The sequence below is a fragment of the Ruminococcus sp. Marseille-P328 genome (genome assembly GCF_964249465.1).
Classification (GTDB): Bacteria; Bacillota; Clostridia; order Lachnospirales; family Lachnospiraceae; genus Blautia_A; species Blautia_A faecis.
In genome coordinates, this window is the sequence record NZ_CAXUBQ010000007.1 from 15,148 (window position 1) to 30,793 (window position 15,646).

A 15,646-nucleotide genomic window follows, 5' to 3' on the forward strand; every position below is an offset into this window, starting at 1 on the left:
TAATTGGCTCAGACTTCGAAAAGGAGAAACTTTAATGTTGCAGATAAAAAAATTAAATTTAACACATAAAAAAGACCTGAGAATAATTCTTAATGATTTCAACCTTGTGCTAAATGATGGAGATAAGGCAGTTATTATTGGAGAAGAGGGAAATGGGAAATCGACATTAATGAAGTGGATATACAATCCGTCGCTTGTAGAAAACTATATAGAAGCAGATGGGGAAAGGATAATGGGACACGAACGTCTTGGTTATCTTCCGCAGGAGATGCTCGATGAAGATAAGGAAAAAACAATATACGAATATTTTTCTGAAGAGGAAATATTCTGGGAGAAAACGCCTAAAGAATTGTCTGTTATTGCGGGAAAATTTGGAATGAAAAATGATTTTTTCTACAGTAACCAGACAATGGGTAGTCTTTCAGGAGGCGAAAAAGTCAAGACACAACTTATGAGGCTTTTCATTCGCGATGTTTCTGTGCTGTTGTTGGACGAACCTTCCAATGACATCGACATTGCGACGCTTACATTACTGGAAAAAATCATAAATGACTGGAAGCACATTGTGCTTTTTATTTCACACGATGAAACGCTGATAGAGCGTACTGCCAACATGGTGATACATATCGAGCAGATTATACGAAAAACAAAGGCGAGATATACCGTGGCAAAGCTTCCCTATAGACGCTATGTGGAAGAACGGCTTCATAAATTTGAAATCCAAAAACAGCGGGCACTGAGTGACCGTAGGGAGAAAAAGATTCGCGATGAAAAATATCAAAGAGTTATGCAGAGTGTACAAGGTGCATTAAGAAGTTGTACCAGACAAGCACCGTCTGTTGCCAAAAACTTAAAGGACAAAATGCATACGGTTAAGGCAATGGAACGAAGATTTGAAAAAGAAGATGAAAATATGACTCAGATGCCGGAACAGGAAGAAGCAATCTTTGTCAAATTAGGGGATGAAAACTCACACATTCCCGCAGGAAAAACGGTCATAGAATATGAACTTTCAAAGCTTGTGACTCCGGATGGCAAAAGAATTTTAGCAGAAGGAATTCATTTAAAAATAAAAGGTTCAGAAAAAATCTGTATGATAGGAGCCAACGGGGCAGGAAAAACGACTCTTCTAAAAAAGATAGCGGAAGAACTCCTAAATCGGAATGACATTAAAGCAGAATATATGCCTCAAACTTATGAAGACCTGCTGGATTTGGATGTTACACCGGTTGATTACCTTGATAAAACAGGAGATAAAGAAGAGCGTACAAGAATTAGAACATACCTTGGTTCACTTAAATACACACCAGATGAAATGGAGCATCCGATTCGGGAGTTATCAGGCGGACAAAAGGCGAAAGTGCTTCTCTTGAGGATGAGCTTAAGTGGTGCAAATGTTCTTATTCTGGATGAACCGACAAGAAATTTTTCACCATTGTCCGGTCCGGTAATAAGAAAAATGCTCCGAGAATTTCCGGGGGCTGTCATTAGCATTTCTCACGATAGAAAGTATATTGAAGAGGTGTGCGATAAAATATATCAGCTAAATCCTAATGGATTACAGCTAATTGGTGATTGATAACAAAAAGGATGAAAGACTGACAAATTTCAGGCTTTTAGTGAGTTGGAAAGCATACAAAGATTTGAATTTGGAGGATAGATTATGGTACGTACAGAAGATGCATGTGAAATTATAAAATATGCTTTGCAAAACGAAATTAAAGTATATTTAGATGGCGGATGGGGTGTTGATGCACTTCTTAAAAGAGAATCAAGAATACACAATGATATTGATTTGTTTGTTGAACTGAAACATTATCATGATTATATTTATGTGATTAAGCAGCATGGATTTGAGGAAGTAAATACTGATTATACAACGGATGGTCATACTGTCTGGAAAGATGATAAACAAAGAATCATTGATTTACATTGTTTTGAATTTACAGATGACGGAATTGTTTATGAGGGAGATATATTTCCATCAAAAACTTTTTCCGGTATTGGAAAAGTTGGAGATATAACTGTTTCTTGTATTGAACCATTGAGTCAGGTAATGCTTCATTTGGGATATGAACACGATAAAAATGATGTGCATGATGTGATGCTGTTGTGTGAAACATTTCAAATAGCAATACCAGATGAATATAAGGAAAAGTAAAATTTCAGTTTTGTGTTGAATCTCTAAGCAAAATAGCTTATAATTTGACATGCTACATATAGTTATTATCCACAGTTATCGAGTAGGTGTTATCAATGCCGATAACAAAATGATAACATTAGCTCGTATAGGCAGGATAATATGGATATATCAAATAATCAAAAGAACGAGAAACATTACAGAGAATAATTCCTAAACAAAAAGCGTTAGTCTTTGTAGAGTTTGAATAATCCACACAATCATAAGAATCCAGTATTTATGCGGATTGCAAACAAATTTGCTTAGTAATTGGCAACAAAATGGCAACATTTTGTGATTATTCAAGAGATAGAAATTTTATTTCATAACGTATATAAAGAAACCTTACTGATTTTCAGAAGTAAAAAACTGAATATCGGTAAGGTTTTTCTATTCTCTTCTTTTATTTTTCTTTTTTAGTCAATTCTTTTATGAGGTAATCACTCAGCTCCTGAGATGGTACCTTAGCACGTTTCTGGTAAGTATCCAGTTCCGGGTACTTATATCTCCATTCATCATATTCTTCCTTGCTGATTTCACCGTTTTCCAATTTGTCAGCCTGTTCCATCCATGAACGAAGCATTTCATCAACAGATGAGCCGGGAGCAGATATGGAAGAGTCAAGGCAGATATGAGGCTGCCCATCTACATTTCTTACCTTCATACCATACATATCTTCCAGTGCAAATAGTGTATGCATCAGACCTATGTGAGTATCAATATCTGGAACTGTTAAGGCATGAGTATTGATATCAAAGATCTGAGACATTTGTTTTACAAGATCAATCTTAGGAACTCTGGCTTCAGATTCATACTGAGCCATGCGGACATCTGAGGTTTTTCCTTTGAATTCCAGTTGTTCTCCGAGTTGTTTTTGTGTCATGCCTTTGCGGTTGCGAAAATATTTGATACGTTGTCCGATTGCCATTTTTGTTTGCCTCCTTATAGTGGTCATTCGTGTTGCCATAATTAATTGTGATAGAAAATAAAACAATTCTGTTTAGGTTCAGTATAGCATGAGCAATTTCGGATAGCAAGAAGAACTTAAACAAAAGAATTTAATATTCGCATAAAATCGCTTGACTTAAATTAAAATGTTTAGTATCATGCAAATGTAACAACCTAAACAAAATGCGTTAAGGCAGAAAGGAGAGATGCGATGTGACGAACAGAACTTTTATGACCGTAGAAGAAGTTGCAGCGGAACTGGGAGTTTCCAAGTCTTATGCTTATAAGATTGTCAAACAGCTAAATGAAGAATTACAGAAGCTGGGTTATCTTACGGTAGCTGGCAGAGTAAACACCAATTATTTCCGCAAAAAAGTATGTTACAGCGAAATGTAAGAGAAAGAGAGGAGAATTTGTATGAGTATTCATAAAGATAATGCCACTGGAAAGTGGCGAGTAGTCTATCGTTATACCGATTGGACAGGAGAAACGCACCAGTCATCCAAAAGAGGATTTCCTACAAAACGAGAAGCACAGATGTGGGAACGAGAGCTATTGCTGAAGAAAGAAGCCAAACTGGATATGACTTTCGAAAGCTTTTATGAGATTTATGTGGAGGATATGCAAAATCGAATTCGTGATAATACCTGGGGAACGAAAACAAATATTGCCAGAACTAAAATTCTTCCTTATTTCGGAAAGCGTAAAATAGGAGAAATTGAGCCCAGGGACATTATTGCATGGCAGAATGAACTGCTTGCGATCCGTCAGCCAAATGGAAAACCGTATTCTGCTTCTTATCTGCAGAAAATTCACAGTCAGTTAAGTGCTATTTTCAACCATGCAGTTAATTTTTACCATCTTCCATCTAATCCAGCGCAGAAAGCAGGAAATATGGGAAAAGAGGAGCACCGGGAAATGTTGTTCTGGACAAAAGAAGAATATCTGAAATTTGCAGATGTCATGATGGACAAGCCTGTTTCCTATTATGCATTTGAAATACTTTACTGGTGTGGGCTTCGCATGGGTGAGTTATTAGCACTTACACCAGCAGATTTCAATTTTGAAACGCATACACTACGGATTAACAAGTCCTATCAGAGACTGCACCGGGAAGATGTGATTACACCACCAAAGACGTTAAAAAGTAATCGAACCATTAAGATGCCGCAGTTTTTGTGTGATGAGATACAGGATTATCTGAAAATGCTGTATGAGCCGAAAGAGGACGAACGGATTTTCACAATTTCCAAATCTTATCTGCATCATGAAATGAACAGAGGATCAAAAGTATCTGGGGTGAAGCGAATCCGTGTGCATGATTTGAGACATTCCCATGTATCGTTATTGATCAATATGGGATTTACGGTATTGGCAATCGCAGACCGAATGGGACATGAGAGTATTGATATCACTTACCGATATGCACATTTGTTTCCAAGTGAGCAGGTACAGATGGCAGAACAGTTGGATATTGAAAGGATGGAAAAATCAAATGGAGAAGAATCTGGACAGTAAAGGAAGATGGAGAAACAAAATCGTAGCATTCCGGGTATCCCCGGAAGAGGCAGAGCAAATTGATGCATGTGTCCGATTGTCAGGACTTAGCAAGCAGGACTATATCACAAAACGATTAACTGATCGAGAAATTGTGGTACAAGGAAATCCAAGAGTGTATAAAGCATTGCGAAATCAGATGGCAGAGATTTATGAAGAATTGAAGCGTCTGGAAAAATGCAGTGAGGAAAATGAAGAGTTGCTAAGTACCCTGAGATTGGTCGCAGAGACATTGTATGGATTGAAAGGGGAAAATGAATGACAGCAAAAGAAAAAATGACTGCTCCGATTGCATCTGTTGGCGCAGATGTGGAACAGTCATCAAGTAATAAATTAACCAACCAAAGTATAGCAGATTTGCCCGGTAAGGGCAATCTGCAAGCCACAAATAATGCGGAAAATACAGCAAAATCAGCAAATAAAAAGAATCCAGATGATCTGGAAACAGTTTCCATGATGGAATTATACGATACCGCATATCCACCAAAATTGCCGATTATAGATGGACTTCTGTATAACGGAACTTACCTGTTTGTTGGTTCGCCGAAAATTGGAAAATCATTCTTTATGGCACAGATCGGGTATCACATCAGTAAAGGACTTCCATTGTGGGGATTTTCAGTTAGACCGGGAACGGTTCTGTATCTGGCATTGGAAGATGATTATGCAAGGTTGCAAAAGCGGTTATCACAGATGTTTGGAATGGAAGGCAGTGAGAATTTTTATTTCGCTACAAAATCAAAATCGCTCAATGACGGACTGGAAAGGCAGCTTGTAACATTTGTGACGGAGCATAAAGACGCAAGACTGATTATCATTGATACTCTTCAAAAAGTGCGTGAGGTTGGTGGAGATAAATTCAGTTATGCCAGTGATTATGAGATTGTAACGAAGCTGAAAGCATTCAGTGATAAATATGGTATCTGTTTTCTGGTTGTGCATCATACAAGAAAAATGGAATCTTCAGATAGTTTTGATATGATTTCTGGCACGAATGGATTGCTTGGAGCTGCGGATGGAGCATTCGTCATGCAGAAAGAAAAACGGACAGATAATAAGGCAGTTCTGGAAGTGGCAGGGCGTGACCAGCAGGATCAGAAACTGTGGTTGAACTTTAATCGGGAGAGATGTGTCTGGGAACTTACCAAGACAGAAACAGAACTTTGGAAAGAACCAGAAGATCCAGTGTTGGAAAAAATCAAAGAACTTGTAACAGAAACTACGCCAGAGTGGGCAGGAACAGCAACAGAGCTTGTGGAAGTATTGCAGATGGAAATGCAGCCGAACGCATTATCACGAAAATTAAATGTCAGCCTGGAACGATTGATTCTGGAATATGGAATCCAGTATAAAGCGGAACGAGGACATGATGGAAGAAAGATCAGATTAGCCTTTGTTGGAAAACAAGCGTGACGATATGTGACGGTTGTGACGGTATTTTATATAGCGTGTCGGTAGTGAAAATATCGTCACTATCGTCACGACCGTCACGGAAAGGAGAAACATGGAAAGAAAATTACAGGTGCAGATACCAAAAGATTTATTACTGGCATTGTTCCAGTATCATCTTGCCAGGAATGAGGAATATTTGCCGGAGATAGAAAAAGCATTGATGGAAAAATTAGACAGTATGGTAAAACGTCAGTTATATACAACATTCAAAACAGCATCAACCGAGGAAGAACGGGAAAAGGCAAGACAAGAGTATTTGGATAAGTGTGGAATGCATGAGAACTTTCGTTGGTAAAGATTTTGCCTGATTACCTAATAACAGGAGCGTGGCACGCACCTGTAGATAGCAAACAAGGAGAAAGCCGGTAAGGGGCAGTCGGGAGTTGGCTGGCGAAGTAAGGAGATTTTCAAAAGGGAGCCCTGATTCAGGGCGTCCTTGCAGGAACGATAAATGAAGGGAGAATAATCAAATGAAAGAAGGAAGATTAGGTTACAACAGTTATAACAAGAGATATGGCTTATTATCATCAGACTTATGGATTGATCCAGGATTTCACTGCGGAGAATGTCTGGAGGTTCTGATTGATGATCAGTGGGTAAAGACACGAATGGAAATGAATCTGGCGAGAGAATGGTATTTGGCGGGAACACCGTATTGCGGAGATCTGGAGTATGTACGGGCAAGGATACCGGAATAAAGCAGACAGATAGAGAAATAGCCGATTGGTTGTTAGTGATAAAAATAAGCCCGGATACGGGCTGAAAAAAGAGGGCAGATACGCCCAAAATAAAAAGCTAAAGCTAAACTATAGCAGACGCGTGAAGTATCTCACAAAGCCCTCGGCGTTTGAGAGCGAAATACACCCATCGCACAAACTTTGTTTATGCTCTGCGTATTTCGCCCTTGCAGGGGGCTATTATAGCCGGAAACGGCAGTAAGTTCGTAAACGGATGCCAATGCATCCACTCACAAATAATATGGCAGAACTTATTTTGCCGAAGACAAGGAGGGAGTGCCTATCGGAAGAAATTCATTTATTCAAATGACAAAACTAAGCAATGTAAAAGGCAGAATCACTTATATATCCAGTCATGCAAAACAGGAAAATCTTTATGCAGTTTATGAAACCACAGAACGGAAATTCTGGCGGGAACTTGCAAAATGTAATCAGGACGAATTTGTAAAAAGCGGGACAGAAGGGAAATGCATTGAGGCAAGAGAATTGATCATTGCTTTGCCAGAGAGCTTTACAGAATTCCAGCCAGACAGATTGTTGCAACTTTTTACAAATCATTTTAAACAGAATTATGGAACAGAGTGTATTGCTGCTTTGCACCACAATAAAAGAAAGAACAATTATCACATTCATTTGATATTTGCAGAACGGAAACTACTGGATGAACCAATCATTAAGACTGCCAGTAGAAATATGTTTTATGATGAAAATGGAAAACATGTCCGAACCAAGAAAGAAATATTGGGAGAAGATGGCGAGATCCGAGAAGGCTGTAGTATTGTGAAGAAAGGAGAAGTCTATGAGAAGAAGTTGTTTACTGCGAAAGATGAACGCTTCAAGAGTAATTCGTTTCTGGATGAGGTAAAGCATTCTTATACAGATTTAATCAATATTTATGTGCAGGACGAGAGTCAGAAGTTGCAGGTGTTTGAGCGTGGCAGTGTGTATCTTGCAACAAAGAAAATCGGCAAAAATAATCCAAAAGCACAGGAAATAGAAGCGGATAACCAAAAACGCCAGGAATGGAACAGAGCTGTTGATATGGCATTGATTAGTGGAGTGCCGGAACCGAAGATGATGGAAGTGAAGCGGAAAGAAATCACGGAGCCGATCAGGGAATCAATTGCCCGGCGTGGAAACAGACCACGATTATTTTCCAGAATTGTAACAGTGGCTGTTGAGGCATTGGAGTTTTTGATAGCAAGTGTGCTGTTTAAGAAACCCAGGGAAGTGCCAGAGCAGACAAACGTGGCACAGGCAGGGCGAACGGAAGCCGAACACCAAGAGCATATTGCTGAAAATAGTATGGCAGCAGTTAAAGTAACAAAAGATGAAAAGTCAGAACCGGAACAACCCAAAATGACAAGGCTTGCATCAAAATATTCAAAATTTTTTAAGGTGAATAAAGAACTAGAAGAACAAAATAGTGCAATTCAGAAAAAACAAAAACAGCTTTCTGAAAAAAAGAAAGAACTGTCAGAGGTAAAGGGATGGTTTAAAGGAAGAAAGAAAAAAGAATTGCAGAATGAAATTGATGAATTGAAAAGTCAGATTAGAGATATGAAAGATTATCTTCCAAGGATTGTGCAGAAAATCGGATATAGAAGTGTACAGGAATTTTTAAAAGATTTTAAGGATTCTCAATCTGAGTATAGCCAATATCGAACTGCAATAGAAAAATGGAAGAAAGAAACAGGAAAAGAGCCAGTAGCACATGGTATTATGGCGAAGCTGGCTGAAAAGAAACAAGAAATACAGAATGAACAGAAAAATAAACAGCATACCCGTAGTCAGAACAAAAATCGGGGAGCAAGATAGGAGGACAATCATGGAGAAACACATTATGGGAGAAAATGGAATCAGTTATACTTTAGGAGAGGACGGTCTGTATTATCCAGACCTATATCTTCCGGAAGAGACAGAGTATCCGATTGGAAAGTATGGAATGTTGAGAAAGACATATTTGCAGGAGCATCGGAAAGGACTATATCTGGAGCTGGTGCTTGCTGGAAAGTTAAATAAACATTTGCATCAGATTGACGAAGAGTGTAATCAGATGATGGACAGACTGGTGGAGCAGATGAAAGAAAGGCAAGGCGTGACGGAAGAACTGAAGATGCAGGATCAGATGGCATGGGTTGGGAGAATGAATAATATCCGGGCTTGTGCGGAGGAAGTGATATTGAAAAAAATCGTATATAGATAAAGAGTAGAGGTGGCTATATTTGCCACCTTTCTTAAGGTGTAGTTGGAGCATATTTGTGAAAATATGATGGAGCAATTATCGTAACTGTGGTAAAATTTAAATAGAATTATACCAGTGCATGAATGATGTTTTAGATAGAATTCTTGTGCCTATAAAGAATGAAAAGATAAGAATTTTAGAGGAAATAGAATGGAAAAGAAAAAAGTAACACAAGAGGATATTATGAAACTGTTAGACTCTTGCTATGAAAAATGTTTAAATGGAATACCGATGGTCAGTCCAGGCGTTGAAGATATGGCAAATGATTACTTATCAAAGCATGAGACAAAGGAAAAGCTTGTAGAGCTATGCTGAAGAATCAAATCGCAAAATGCACAACATCTGGAGTTGTAACAGGATTTGGTGGATTTATAACAATGCCAGTTGCGATACCTGCGAATATCGGAAGTGTAATTTATGTGCAAATGAGAATGATAGCCTGCACAGCATACATGGCAGATTATGATTTGAACAGTGATCAGACGCAAACTTTTGTATATGCTTGTCTTGCAGGAGTGGCAGTGAATAGTTTGTTGAAACAGGCAGGGATTAAATTTGGCGTAAAATTTGCAAATGGTGTTATAAAAAAGATACCAGGAAAGGTATTGACAAAGATTAATCAGAAGGTTGGTTTCAGATTTATTACGAAATTTGGTTCAAAAGGCATTGTAAATCTTGGAAAGATGCTACCAGGAGTAGGGGCTATTGTGGGTGGCGGATTGGACTTAGTGGAAACGAAGGTTATCGCAGATCGCGCATACAAATGGTTTATGACAGGAGACTTTTCTGTCAAAGGTGAGAGTGACGACGATGTTATAGATATAGATGATAATGATTATAATACAACGGAAACAAAAGAATAGAACATATGTTCTAAAAACATTGAAAAAGGGTCTGTGCTATAGTATAATAGAAAGAAGTAGAAGGCTTGTAGGTAGGTGGAATATGCTAGAAAAAATTATAGAACTTACAAACGAATATATAGAGAGTATGCCGAAAAAAGAACGTAAAAAATATGGACAGTTTTTTACCAGTATGGAAACTGCCCGTTTTATGGCTGGATTATATAACTTCGATGAGAAAACAGGAAAAGTAAGGGTGCTTGATGCGGGGGCTGGCTCAGGCATATTATCATGTGCCTTTATTGAACGATTGGAAACAATAGATTCTATTCAGGAGATTGAACTTACCTGCTATGAGAACGATGAAAATGTATTACCATTGTTGAAACGAAATTTGGAATATTGTAAAGAAGAGACAAAGAAAAAGCTTACGGTTAATATCATTGAAGATAATTATATTCTGAGTCAGTATCTGGATTTTAATCATATGTTGGGAGGAAATGCGGAGCCGAAGAAATATGATTTTGTGATTGGAAATCCGCCGTATATGAAAATTCCGAAAGATGCGCCAGAAGCAACAGCGATGCCAGAGGTATGTTATGGTGCGCCGAATTTGTATTTTATTTTTGCATCTATGGGATTATTTAATTTATGTGAAAATGGAGAGATGGTTTACATCATTCCGAGATCATGGACATCAGGAGCGTATTTTAAACGTTTTCGGGAATATTTTCTGACAGAGGGAAAATTGGAACATATTCATCTTTTTGTCAGCAGAAATAAGGTTTTCGACAAAGAAAGTGTGTTACAGGAAACAATTATTATTAAAGTAAGAAAGACGAGTGAAAAGCCAGAAAACGTTACGATTACATCCTCGAAATCAAATAGTGATTTTGGGGAGCTGACATCATTAACAGTTCCGTATGATCTGGTTGTAGCAGGATCAGATTATTATGTTTATCTTGTGACAGATGAAAATGAAGTGGAAGTATTAAAGAAATTGCATAAATTTGATAAGACACTTCCAGCAATAGGAGTAAAAATGAAAACGGGATTGACCGTAGATTTCCGTAATCGTGATATTTTGAGGGATGAAGCGGAAGAAGGGGCAATACCTTTATTTTATTCACAGCATATAAAGCAAGGAAAGGTAGAATTTCCAATCCAGAAAGAACATGAATATGTGGTGACAGAACAAAAGGGATTAATGCAAGATAACAAGAACTATCTATTTGTAAAGCGATTTACAGCAAAGGAAGAACCACGAAGATTACAGTGTGGAGTATATTTAGCTAAAAGATTTCCGCAGTACCAAAAGATAAGTACACAGAATAAAATTAATTTTGTGGACGGTGTATTAACGGAAATGTCAGAATGTCTGGTGTATGGGTTGTATGTATTATTTAATTCTACACTTTATGATGAATATTATCGTATTTTAAATGGGTCTACACAGGTTAATTCAACAGAGATAAATGCAATGCCTGTGCCAGAGTTAGAGGATATTCAGGAAATGGGCAGAAAAGTGCTTAAAAGTAAGGATTATTCGGAGGCAAATTGCAATTTGATATTGGAGGGATACTGTGGATAAGAAAACAGAGGAAACAAGAGAATTTCTGCAAACAATAGGTATGCCTAAAGCACAGCAGGCAGATATATGCTGCTATGTGATACTGGCTATGGCAGGAATAAAGCCGGCTATGTCATGGAGTGAAGCAACAAATGAGTGGATTCGTATTCATGATATTATTCAGTTTGTTAACACATTTTACGGTATGAGCTATGCAGAAAACAGCAGAGAAACATTTAGAAAGCAGGCTCTGCACAGATTCAGGACAGCTGCTTTGATAGAGGATAATGGAAAAGCAACCAACAGTCCGAACTATCGCTACAGATTGACGGAAGAAACAATTAAAATACTGAGAACGATGGAAACACCAGCATGGAAAGAATCTATAAAGCGGTTTCTTTGTTATCATGAAAAGTTAATTGATTTGTACGCTTCTAAAAAGAAGATGACAATGATGCCAGTAAATATAAATGGTGAAAGCTTTAAATTTTCAGCAGGTAAGCATAATGAGCTGCAAAAAGCCATTATCGAGGAATTTGCACCGAGATTTGCACCAAATTCGGAGTGCTTGTACGTTGGCGATACAATAGAAAAAGATTTGGTAAAGAATGTAGAAAAATTAAAAGAACTGGGATTTGAAATTACGTTACATGATAAAATGCCTGATGTAGTACTATATCGTGAGGATAAGAATTGGATCTATTTTGTGGAATCGGTAACATCGGTCGGTCCGATGGATCCAAAGCGTATATTGGAAATTACAGAAATGACGAAAGATGTAACAGCAGGAAAAATATTTGTAACAGCATTTCTGGATTTCAAGACATATAAAAAATTTGCGGAAGAGTTGGCTTGGGAGACGGAAGTTTGGATTGCTGAAATGCCGGAGCATATGATACATCTGAATGGCGATCGATTTATGGGACCGAGATAGTAAAATATTTTAGATTTATGATGATATAAGACAGTAAAAGATACGAAAGTGGATTATGTTTGAAAATTAGACCGCAGGAAGGAGAAAAAATATGGATGATATAAAAAATATTTTTGTTTCGCATTATCATACAGATGCAGAAAGAATAGAAGATTTAAAGTCGTTGTTAGGTAAACATGGTATGACAATGAAGGATAGTTCAATCTATGAGAGTAAAAATCCCAATAATGCTCATAATGAAGAATATATAAAATCCATTATTCGACCACGAATTGATTGGGCTGGAACTACAGTTGTACTAATAGGTAAAGATACGAGTAAAAGCGAATATGTAAACTGGGAAATTGAGCATGCAGCTAGAAAAGGAAAACGAATTGTGGGTGTTTATTTGCCGGGGGAAAGTGATAGTGAACTTCCGGAAGCATTGAATAAATATGGAAATTCACTTCAAAAATGGAATGGAGAAAGTATTATTTCTGGGATTAATGGCGATAATACATGGAATGGACCTAGTAGAAATTGGGGGACGGAAAGAGTAACCTGCTAAAATAGGGGAGGTATAAATGTATTTATATTCATATGTAATTACCAGAGATTACGGATTTGCACCAAATCCATTTTGGAATATTTGTTCATTGGCAACATGTAAACCTCAAATTAGAGAACGAGCATTAAAAGGCGATTGGATTGCTGGTTTTGGAGGTGCAAATACAGCAATAACACATAAAATGGTTTTTTTAATGCAAGTTGATGAAATATGTACATTTGATGAGTATTGGGTAGATCCTAGATTTTTTATGAAAAAACCTCGTTTTGATGGAAATTATCAGCAATGTTATGGTGACAATATTTATCATCACATTGGTAACGAATGGATGCAAGAAAATTCACATCACAGTTATGCTGATGGAATAAATAAGAATAATCTTATTCATGATACAAGGATAGATCGGGTATTGATATCTTTTCACTATTGGTATTTTGGAGAAAATGCTATAGAACTTCCCCCAAAATTCACAGAGGCAATTGCTACTGGAAGGGCATATAAAAAACTGCAAAATAATATTTGTGCAGATATTACTAGTTGGGTTGGAAATTATTATGAGATGGGACAGCATGGTCTGCCTTATAAGTGGAAGAAATTTGGACAGTTTGTTAGGTTTGAAGGCGAAAAGCAATGATTATAAATATACAAAAAGAAGGATTAAAAAAGACTAAAGTATACGATACATATTGGAAATTTGCATGTGAGCGCCAGAATATTTTTATGCGTAAATTGATGGGAGAAAAAGATAACCTTACGGAAGATATTATTTTAAGAGAGTATAAGTTTACAAATACCTATAGGGCGAGTGATAGAGTAAGCCAATATTTAATAAAAAATGTCATTTATCAAAGAGGGTATACAGAAGAAGATACTATATTTCGAATTTTGCTTTTTAAAATATTTAATAAAATAGAAACATGGGAAAAGCTAGAAAATATTTTCGGGAGACTTAATTACGAAAACTTTGATGTTGATCAGTATGGTAAAGTCTTGAATATTTTTTTCGAACAAGGAGAAAAATTGTATTCGGGTGCATATATAATGGCATCAGGAAAGTCGGCGTTTGGGTATGAACGTAAGTTTATGAATCATTTAATGTTAATAGATTATATGATGAAAAATCATATTACCAAAAAAATTATGCATTGCCGAAATTTAGAAGAACTTTATAATACGTTGTTGGCATATCCAACTATTGGAACTTTTCTAGCATACCAATATGCTGTTGATATTAATTATTCAGAATTGGTGAATTTTGATGAAATGGAATTTGTAGTTGCTGGACCTGGGGCAAAAGCTGGAATACGAAAAAGTTTTAGCAATTCGGATGAGTATTCGCAAGAGTATATTATAAGATATATGTGTGAACACCAAGAAGAAGAATTTCAACGTTTAGGTTTAAAGTTTTCAACTCTTGGGGGACGGAAACTTCAGCTTATAGATTGTCAAAATATTTTTTGCGAAACGGATAAGTATTCTCGTGTTAAGTATCCAGAGATTATAGATTGTAATGGGCGAACGAGAATTAAACAAAGATATAGAATGCGAGAAGATAAAATAGCTTATTTTTATCCTCCAAAATGGGGAATAAATGATAAAATAGAGGAATTTTATGGGAGTAAATGAGAGCGCTTTTTGTAGAACAGCAGATGAAGTGTATTGTGATATATATCAAAAACTTAAAACATTTGGTGAAAATGTATTTGGACGTAATGGACAAACTAAAGAATTAACACATGTATGTATGTCCATATCTGATCCAACGCAACGTTGGGTGGAAAGACGGAAACCGGCGATAAGTCCTGCTTTTGCTATTGCTGAATTAGTTATGATTATGAATGGAAGTGATGAGGCCGCACTATTAAATGCATGGAATCCAGCACTTCCAAAATATCAAGGGAAATATGATCGATATCCTGGGGCATATGGCAAACGATTGAGGTATTCTTTTGGATTCGATCAGATAAACAGAGCTTACGATGTTTTGAAAAATAATCCAGAATCAAGACAGGTAGTGATGGAAATTTGGAAGCCAGATATAGATCTACCACATAGTGCGGGAATACCGAATAATGATGATATACCATGTAATATTTGTTCATTATTAAAAATTAGAAATGGCAAATTGCTGTGGACCCAGATTATGCGAAGTAATGATATAGTGTTTGGATTGCCATATAATTTTTTACAATTTACTTTTTTACAGGAAATTATTGCTGGTTGGTTAAATGTGGATGTTGGTGAGTATATGCATATTAGCGATAGTTTGCATATGTATGTTAATAATGAATGTAGTATTGATATTGAGAAAAAAACTCACGTGAATACAGAAAAGATAGGATTGGAAAAAATAGAGTCAGAAAAAGTGTTTTGGGAATTGTTGGTTCGAATGAGAGAACTTTCTCAAAAAGGATGTACAAGTAATTATATTAAGAGTATTGTGGAAAATAAATATTTACCAGAGGCATATCAAAATATGTTGATACTTTTGTGTGAGTATATTGCGTATAGTCATCATATGGATAAGGAAATAATTTATTGCTGCGAGCAAAATATTTCTAATAAATTGTATCAATATATGATGAAAGAATGGATGTGTGGAAGAGTTAAACTATAAGTTAGTATGTTTCCTTAA

At 36.7% G+C, this 15,646-nt stretch carries 19 protein-coding genes; 18 read left to right on the plus strand and 1 reads right to left on the minus strand.

The window, feature by feature from the left end; all coding sequences use genetic code 11:
• Positions 1 to 34: 34 nt before the first annotated feature.
• Together ACESTK_RS06540 and ACESTK_RS06545 are read left to right on the plus strand one after the other, a co-directional pair.
• Entirely contained in the window at positions 35 to 1,579 is a 1,545-nt protein-coding gene (locus ACESTK_RS06540) for an ATP-binding cassette domain-containing protein (protein ID WP_009247522.1), read from the plus strand.
• Positions 1,580 to 1,663: 84 nt separating this feature from the next.
• Complete coding sequence (locus tag ACESTK_RS06545) at positions 1,664 to 2,161, plus strand: nucleotidyltransferase domain-containing protein (RefSeq protein ID WP_009247521.1); 498 nt, start codon at positions 1,664 to 1,666, stop codon at positions 2,159 to 2,161.
• Positions 2,162 to 2,582: 421 nt separating this feature from the next.
• Here the strand turns inward: ACESTK_RS06545 and ACESTK_RS06550 are convergent, their stop codons facing one another.
• On the minus strand, positions 2,583 to 3,107 hold the full coding sequence (locus tag ACESTK_RS06550; protein ID WP_373119220.1) for a helix-turn-helix domain-containing protein: 525 nt from the start codon (positions 3,105 to 3,107) through the stop codon (positions 2,583 to 2,585).
• Positions 3,108 to 3,340: 233 nt separating this feature from the next.
• Here ACESTK_RS06550 and ACESTK_RS06555 point away from each other — a divergent pair, with 233 nt between their 5' ends.
• The 16 genes from ACESTK_RS06555 to ACESTK_RS06630 all read left to right on the plus strand — a co-directional run bounded on the left by ACESTK_RS06555 (position 3,341) and on the right by ACESTK_RS06630 (position 15,628).
• Positions 3,341 to 3,523 (plus strand): helix-turn-helix domain-containing protein, encoded by a 183-nt coding sequence (locus tag ACESTK_RS06555; RefSeq protein ID WP_022250156.1) that lies wholly within the window; start codon positions 3,341 to 3,343, stop codon positions 3,521 to 3,523.
• Between the two features lie 21 nt (positions 3,524 to 3,544).
• Positions 3,545 to 4,645 (plus strand): tyrosine-type recombinase/integrase, encoded by a 1,101-nt coding sequence (locus tag ACESTK_RS06560; RefSeq protein ID WP_373119222.1) that lies wholly within the window; start codon positions 3,545 to 3,547, stop codon positions 4,643 to 4,645.
• Positions 4,623 to 4,946, plus strand: coding sequence for a hypothetical protein (locus ACESTK_RS06565; protein WP_005340449.1), 324 nt, complete (start codon positions 4,623 to 4,625; stop codon positions 4,944 to 4,946). The genes ACESTK_RS06560 and ACESTK_RS06565 overlap by 23 nt, the downstream gene beginning before the upstream one ends.
• Complete coding sequence (locus ACESTK_RS06570) at positions 4,943 to 6,097, plus strand: AAA family ATPase (RefSeq protein ID WP_373119224.1); 1,155 nt, start codon at positions 4,943 to 4,945, stop codon at positions 6,095 to 6,097. Before ACESTK_RS06565 ends, ACESTK_RS06570 begins: the two co-directional genes overlap by 4 nt.
• A 91-nt stretch (positions 6,098 to 6,188) precedes the next feature.
• A complete protein-coding gene (locus tag ACESTK_RS06575) occupies positions 6,189 to 6,431 on the plus strand; it encodes a complexin-2 (protein WP_373119226.1) in 243 nt (80 codons plus the stop codon).
• A gap of 175 nt (positions 6,432 to 6,606) precedes the next feature.
• Positions 6,607 to 6,834, plus strand: a complete 228-nt coding sequence (locus ACESTK_RS06580; protein ID WP_373119228.1) for a DUF5348 domain-containing protein — start codon at positions 6,607 to 6,609, stop codon at positions 6,832 to 6,834.
• Positions 6,835 to 7,179: 345 nt separating this feature from the next.
• Entirely contained in the window at positions 7,180 to 8,691 is a 1,512-nt protein-coding gene (locus tag ACESTK_RS06585) for a MobA/MobL family protein (RefSeq protein ID WP_373119230.1), read from the plus strand.
• A 10-nt stretch (positions 8,692 to 8,701) separates the two neighbouring features.
• Entirely contained in the window at positions 8,702 to 9,079 is a 378-nt protein-coding gene (locus tag ACESTK_RS06590) for a TnpV protein (RefSeq protein ID WP_373119232.1), read from the plus strand.
• A 189-nt stretch (positions 9,080 to 9,268) separates the two neighbouring features.
• Entirely contained in the window at positions 9,269 to 9,433 is a 165-nt protein-coding gene (locus ACESTK_RS06595) for a hypothetical protein (RefSeq protein ID WP_373119234.1), read from the plus strand.
• Positions 9,427 to 9,981, plus strand: a complete 555-nt coding sequence (locus ACESTK_RS06600; RefSeq protein ID WP_373119236.1) for an EcsC family protein — start codon at positions 9,427 to 9,429, stop codon at positions 9,979 to 9,981. The genes ACESTK_RS06595 and ACESTK_RS06600 overlap by 7 nt, the downstream gene beginning before the upstream one ends.
• A gap of 82 nt (positions 9,982 to 10,063) precedes the next feature.
• The gene (locus ACESTK_RS06605; RefSeq protein ID WP_373119238.1) at positions 10,064 to 11,551 is read left to right on the plus strand and encodes an Eco57I restriction-modification methylase domain-containing protein; all 1,488 of its coding nucleotides are present in this window, start codon (positions 10,064 to 10,066) and stop codon (positions 11,549 to 11,551) included.
• A complete protein-coding gene (locus ACESTK_RS06610) occupies positions 11,544 to 12,464 on the plus strand; it encodes a BsuBI/PstI family type II restriction endonuclease (RefSeq protein WP_373119240.1) in 921 nt (306 codons plus the stop codon). Before ACESTK_RS06605 ends, ACESTK_RS06610 begins: the two co-directional genes overlap by 8 nt.
• Before the next feature lie 91 nt (positions 12,465 to 12,555).
• Positions 12,556 to 13,011 (plus strand): TIR domain-containing protein, encoded by a 456-nt coding sequence (locus ACESTK_RS06615; protein WP_147585316.1) that lies wholly within the window; start codon positions 12,556 to 12,558, stop codon positions 13,009 to 13,011.
• Positions 13,012 to 13,027: 16 nt separating this feature from the next.
• Entirely contained in the window at positions 13,028 to 13,645 is a 618-nt protein-coding gene (locus ACESTK_RS06620; protein WP_373119242.1) for a hypothetical protein, read from the plus strand.
• Entirely contained in the window at positions 13,642 to 14,637 is a 996-nt protein-coding gene (locus ACESTK_RS06625; protein WP_147585318.1) for a nucleotide kinase domain-containing protein, read from the plus strand. Before ACESTK_RS06620 ends, ACESTK_RS06625 begins: the two co-directional genes overlap by 4 nt.
• Entirely contained in the window at positions 14,624 to 15,628 is a 1,005-nt protein-coding gene (locus tag ACESTK_RS06630) for a thymidylate synthase (protein WP_147585319.1), read from the plus strand. The genes ACESTK_RS06625 and ACESTK_RS06630 overlap by 14 nt, the downstream gene beginning before the upstream one ends.
• Positions 15,629 to 15,646: the final 18 nt, after the last annotated feature.

What these genes read in the sequence shown, in the direction of transcription:
- ACESTK_RS06540 (WP_009247522.1), top strand. Translation starts at nt 35, where the DNA reads ATGTTGCAGATAAAAAAATTAAATTTAACACATAAAAAAGACCTGAGA.
- ACESTK_RS06545 (WP_009247521.1), top strand. Translation starts at nt 1,664, where the DNA reads ATGGTACGTACAGAAGATGCATGTGAAATTATAAAATATGCTTTGCAA.
- ACESTK_RS06550 (WP_373119220.1), bottom strand. Translation starts at nt 3,107, where the DNA reads ATGGCAATCGGACAACGTATCAAATATTTTCGCAACCGCAAAGGCATG.
- ACESTK_RS06560 (WP_373119222.1), top strand. Translation starts at nt 3,545, where the DNA reads ATGAGTATTCATAAAGATAATGCCACTGGAAAGTGGCGAGTAGTCTAT.
- ACESTK_RS06565 (WP_005340449.1), top strand. Translation starts at nt 4,623, where the DNA reads ATGGAGAAGAATCTGGACAGTAAAGGAAGATGGAGAAACAAAATCGTA.
- ACESTK_RS06570 (WP_373119224.1), top strand. Translation starts at nt 4,943, where the DNA reads ATGACAGCAAAAGAAAAAATGACTGCTCCGATTGCATCTGTTGGCGCA.
- ACESTK_RS06575 (WP_373119226.1), top strand. Translation starts at nt 6,189, where the DNA reads ATGGAAAGAAAATTACAGGTGCAGATACCAAAAGATTTATTACTGGCA.
- ACESTK_RS06580 (WP_373119228.1), top strand. Translation starts at nt 6,607, where the DNA reads ATGAAAGAAGGAAGATTAGGTTACAACAGTTATAACAAGAGATATGGC.
- ACESTK_RS06585 (WP_373119230.1), top strand. Translation starts at nt 7,180, where the DNA reads ATGACAAAACTAAGCAATGTAAAAGGCAGAATCACTTATATATCCAGT.
- ACESTK_RS06590 (WP_373119232.1), top strand. Translation starts at nt 8,702, where the DNA reads ATGGAGAAACACATTATGGGAGAAAATGGAATCAGTTATACTTTAGGA.
- ACESTK_RS06595 (WP_373119234.1), top strand. Translation starts at nt 9,269, where the DNA reads ATGGAAAAGAAAAAAGTAACACAAGAGGATATTATGAAACTGTTAGAC.
- ACESTK_RS06600 (WP_373119236.1), top strand. Translation starts at nt 9,427, where the DNA reads ATGCTGAAGAATCAAATCGCAAAATGCACAACATCTGGAGTTGTAACA.
- ACESTK_RS06605 (WP_373119238.1), top strand. Translation starts at nt 10,064, where the DNA reads ATGCTAGAAAAAATTATAGAACTTACAAACGAATATATAGAGAGTATG.
- ACESTK_RS06615 (WP_147585316.1), top strand. Translation starts at nt 12,556, where the DNA reads ATGGATGATATAAAAAATATTTTTGTTTCGCATTATCATACAGATGCA.
- ACESTK_RS06620 (WP_373119242.1), top strand. Translation starts at nt 13,028, where the DNA reads ATGTATTTATATTCATATGTAATTACCAGAGATTACGGATTTGCACCA.
- ACESTK_RS06625 (WP_147585318.1), top strand. Translation starts at nt 13,642, where the DNA reads ATGATTATAAATATACAAAAAGAAGGATTAAAAAAGACTAAAGTATAC.
- ACESTK_RS06630 (WP_147585319.1), top strand. Translation starts at nt 14,624, where the DNA reads ATGGGAGTAAATGAGAGCGCTTTTTGTAGAACAGCAGATGAAGTGTAT.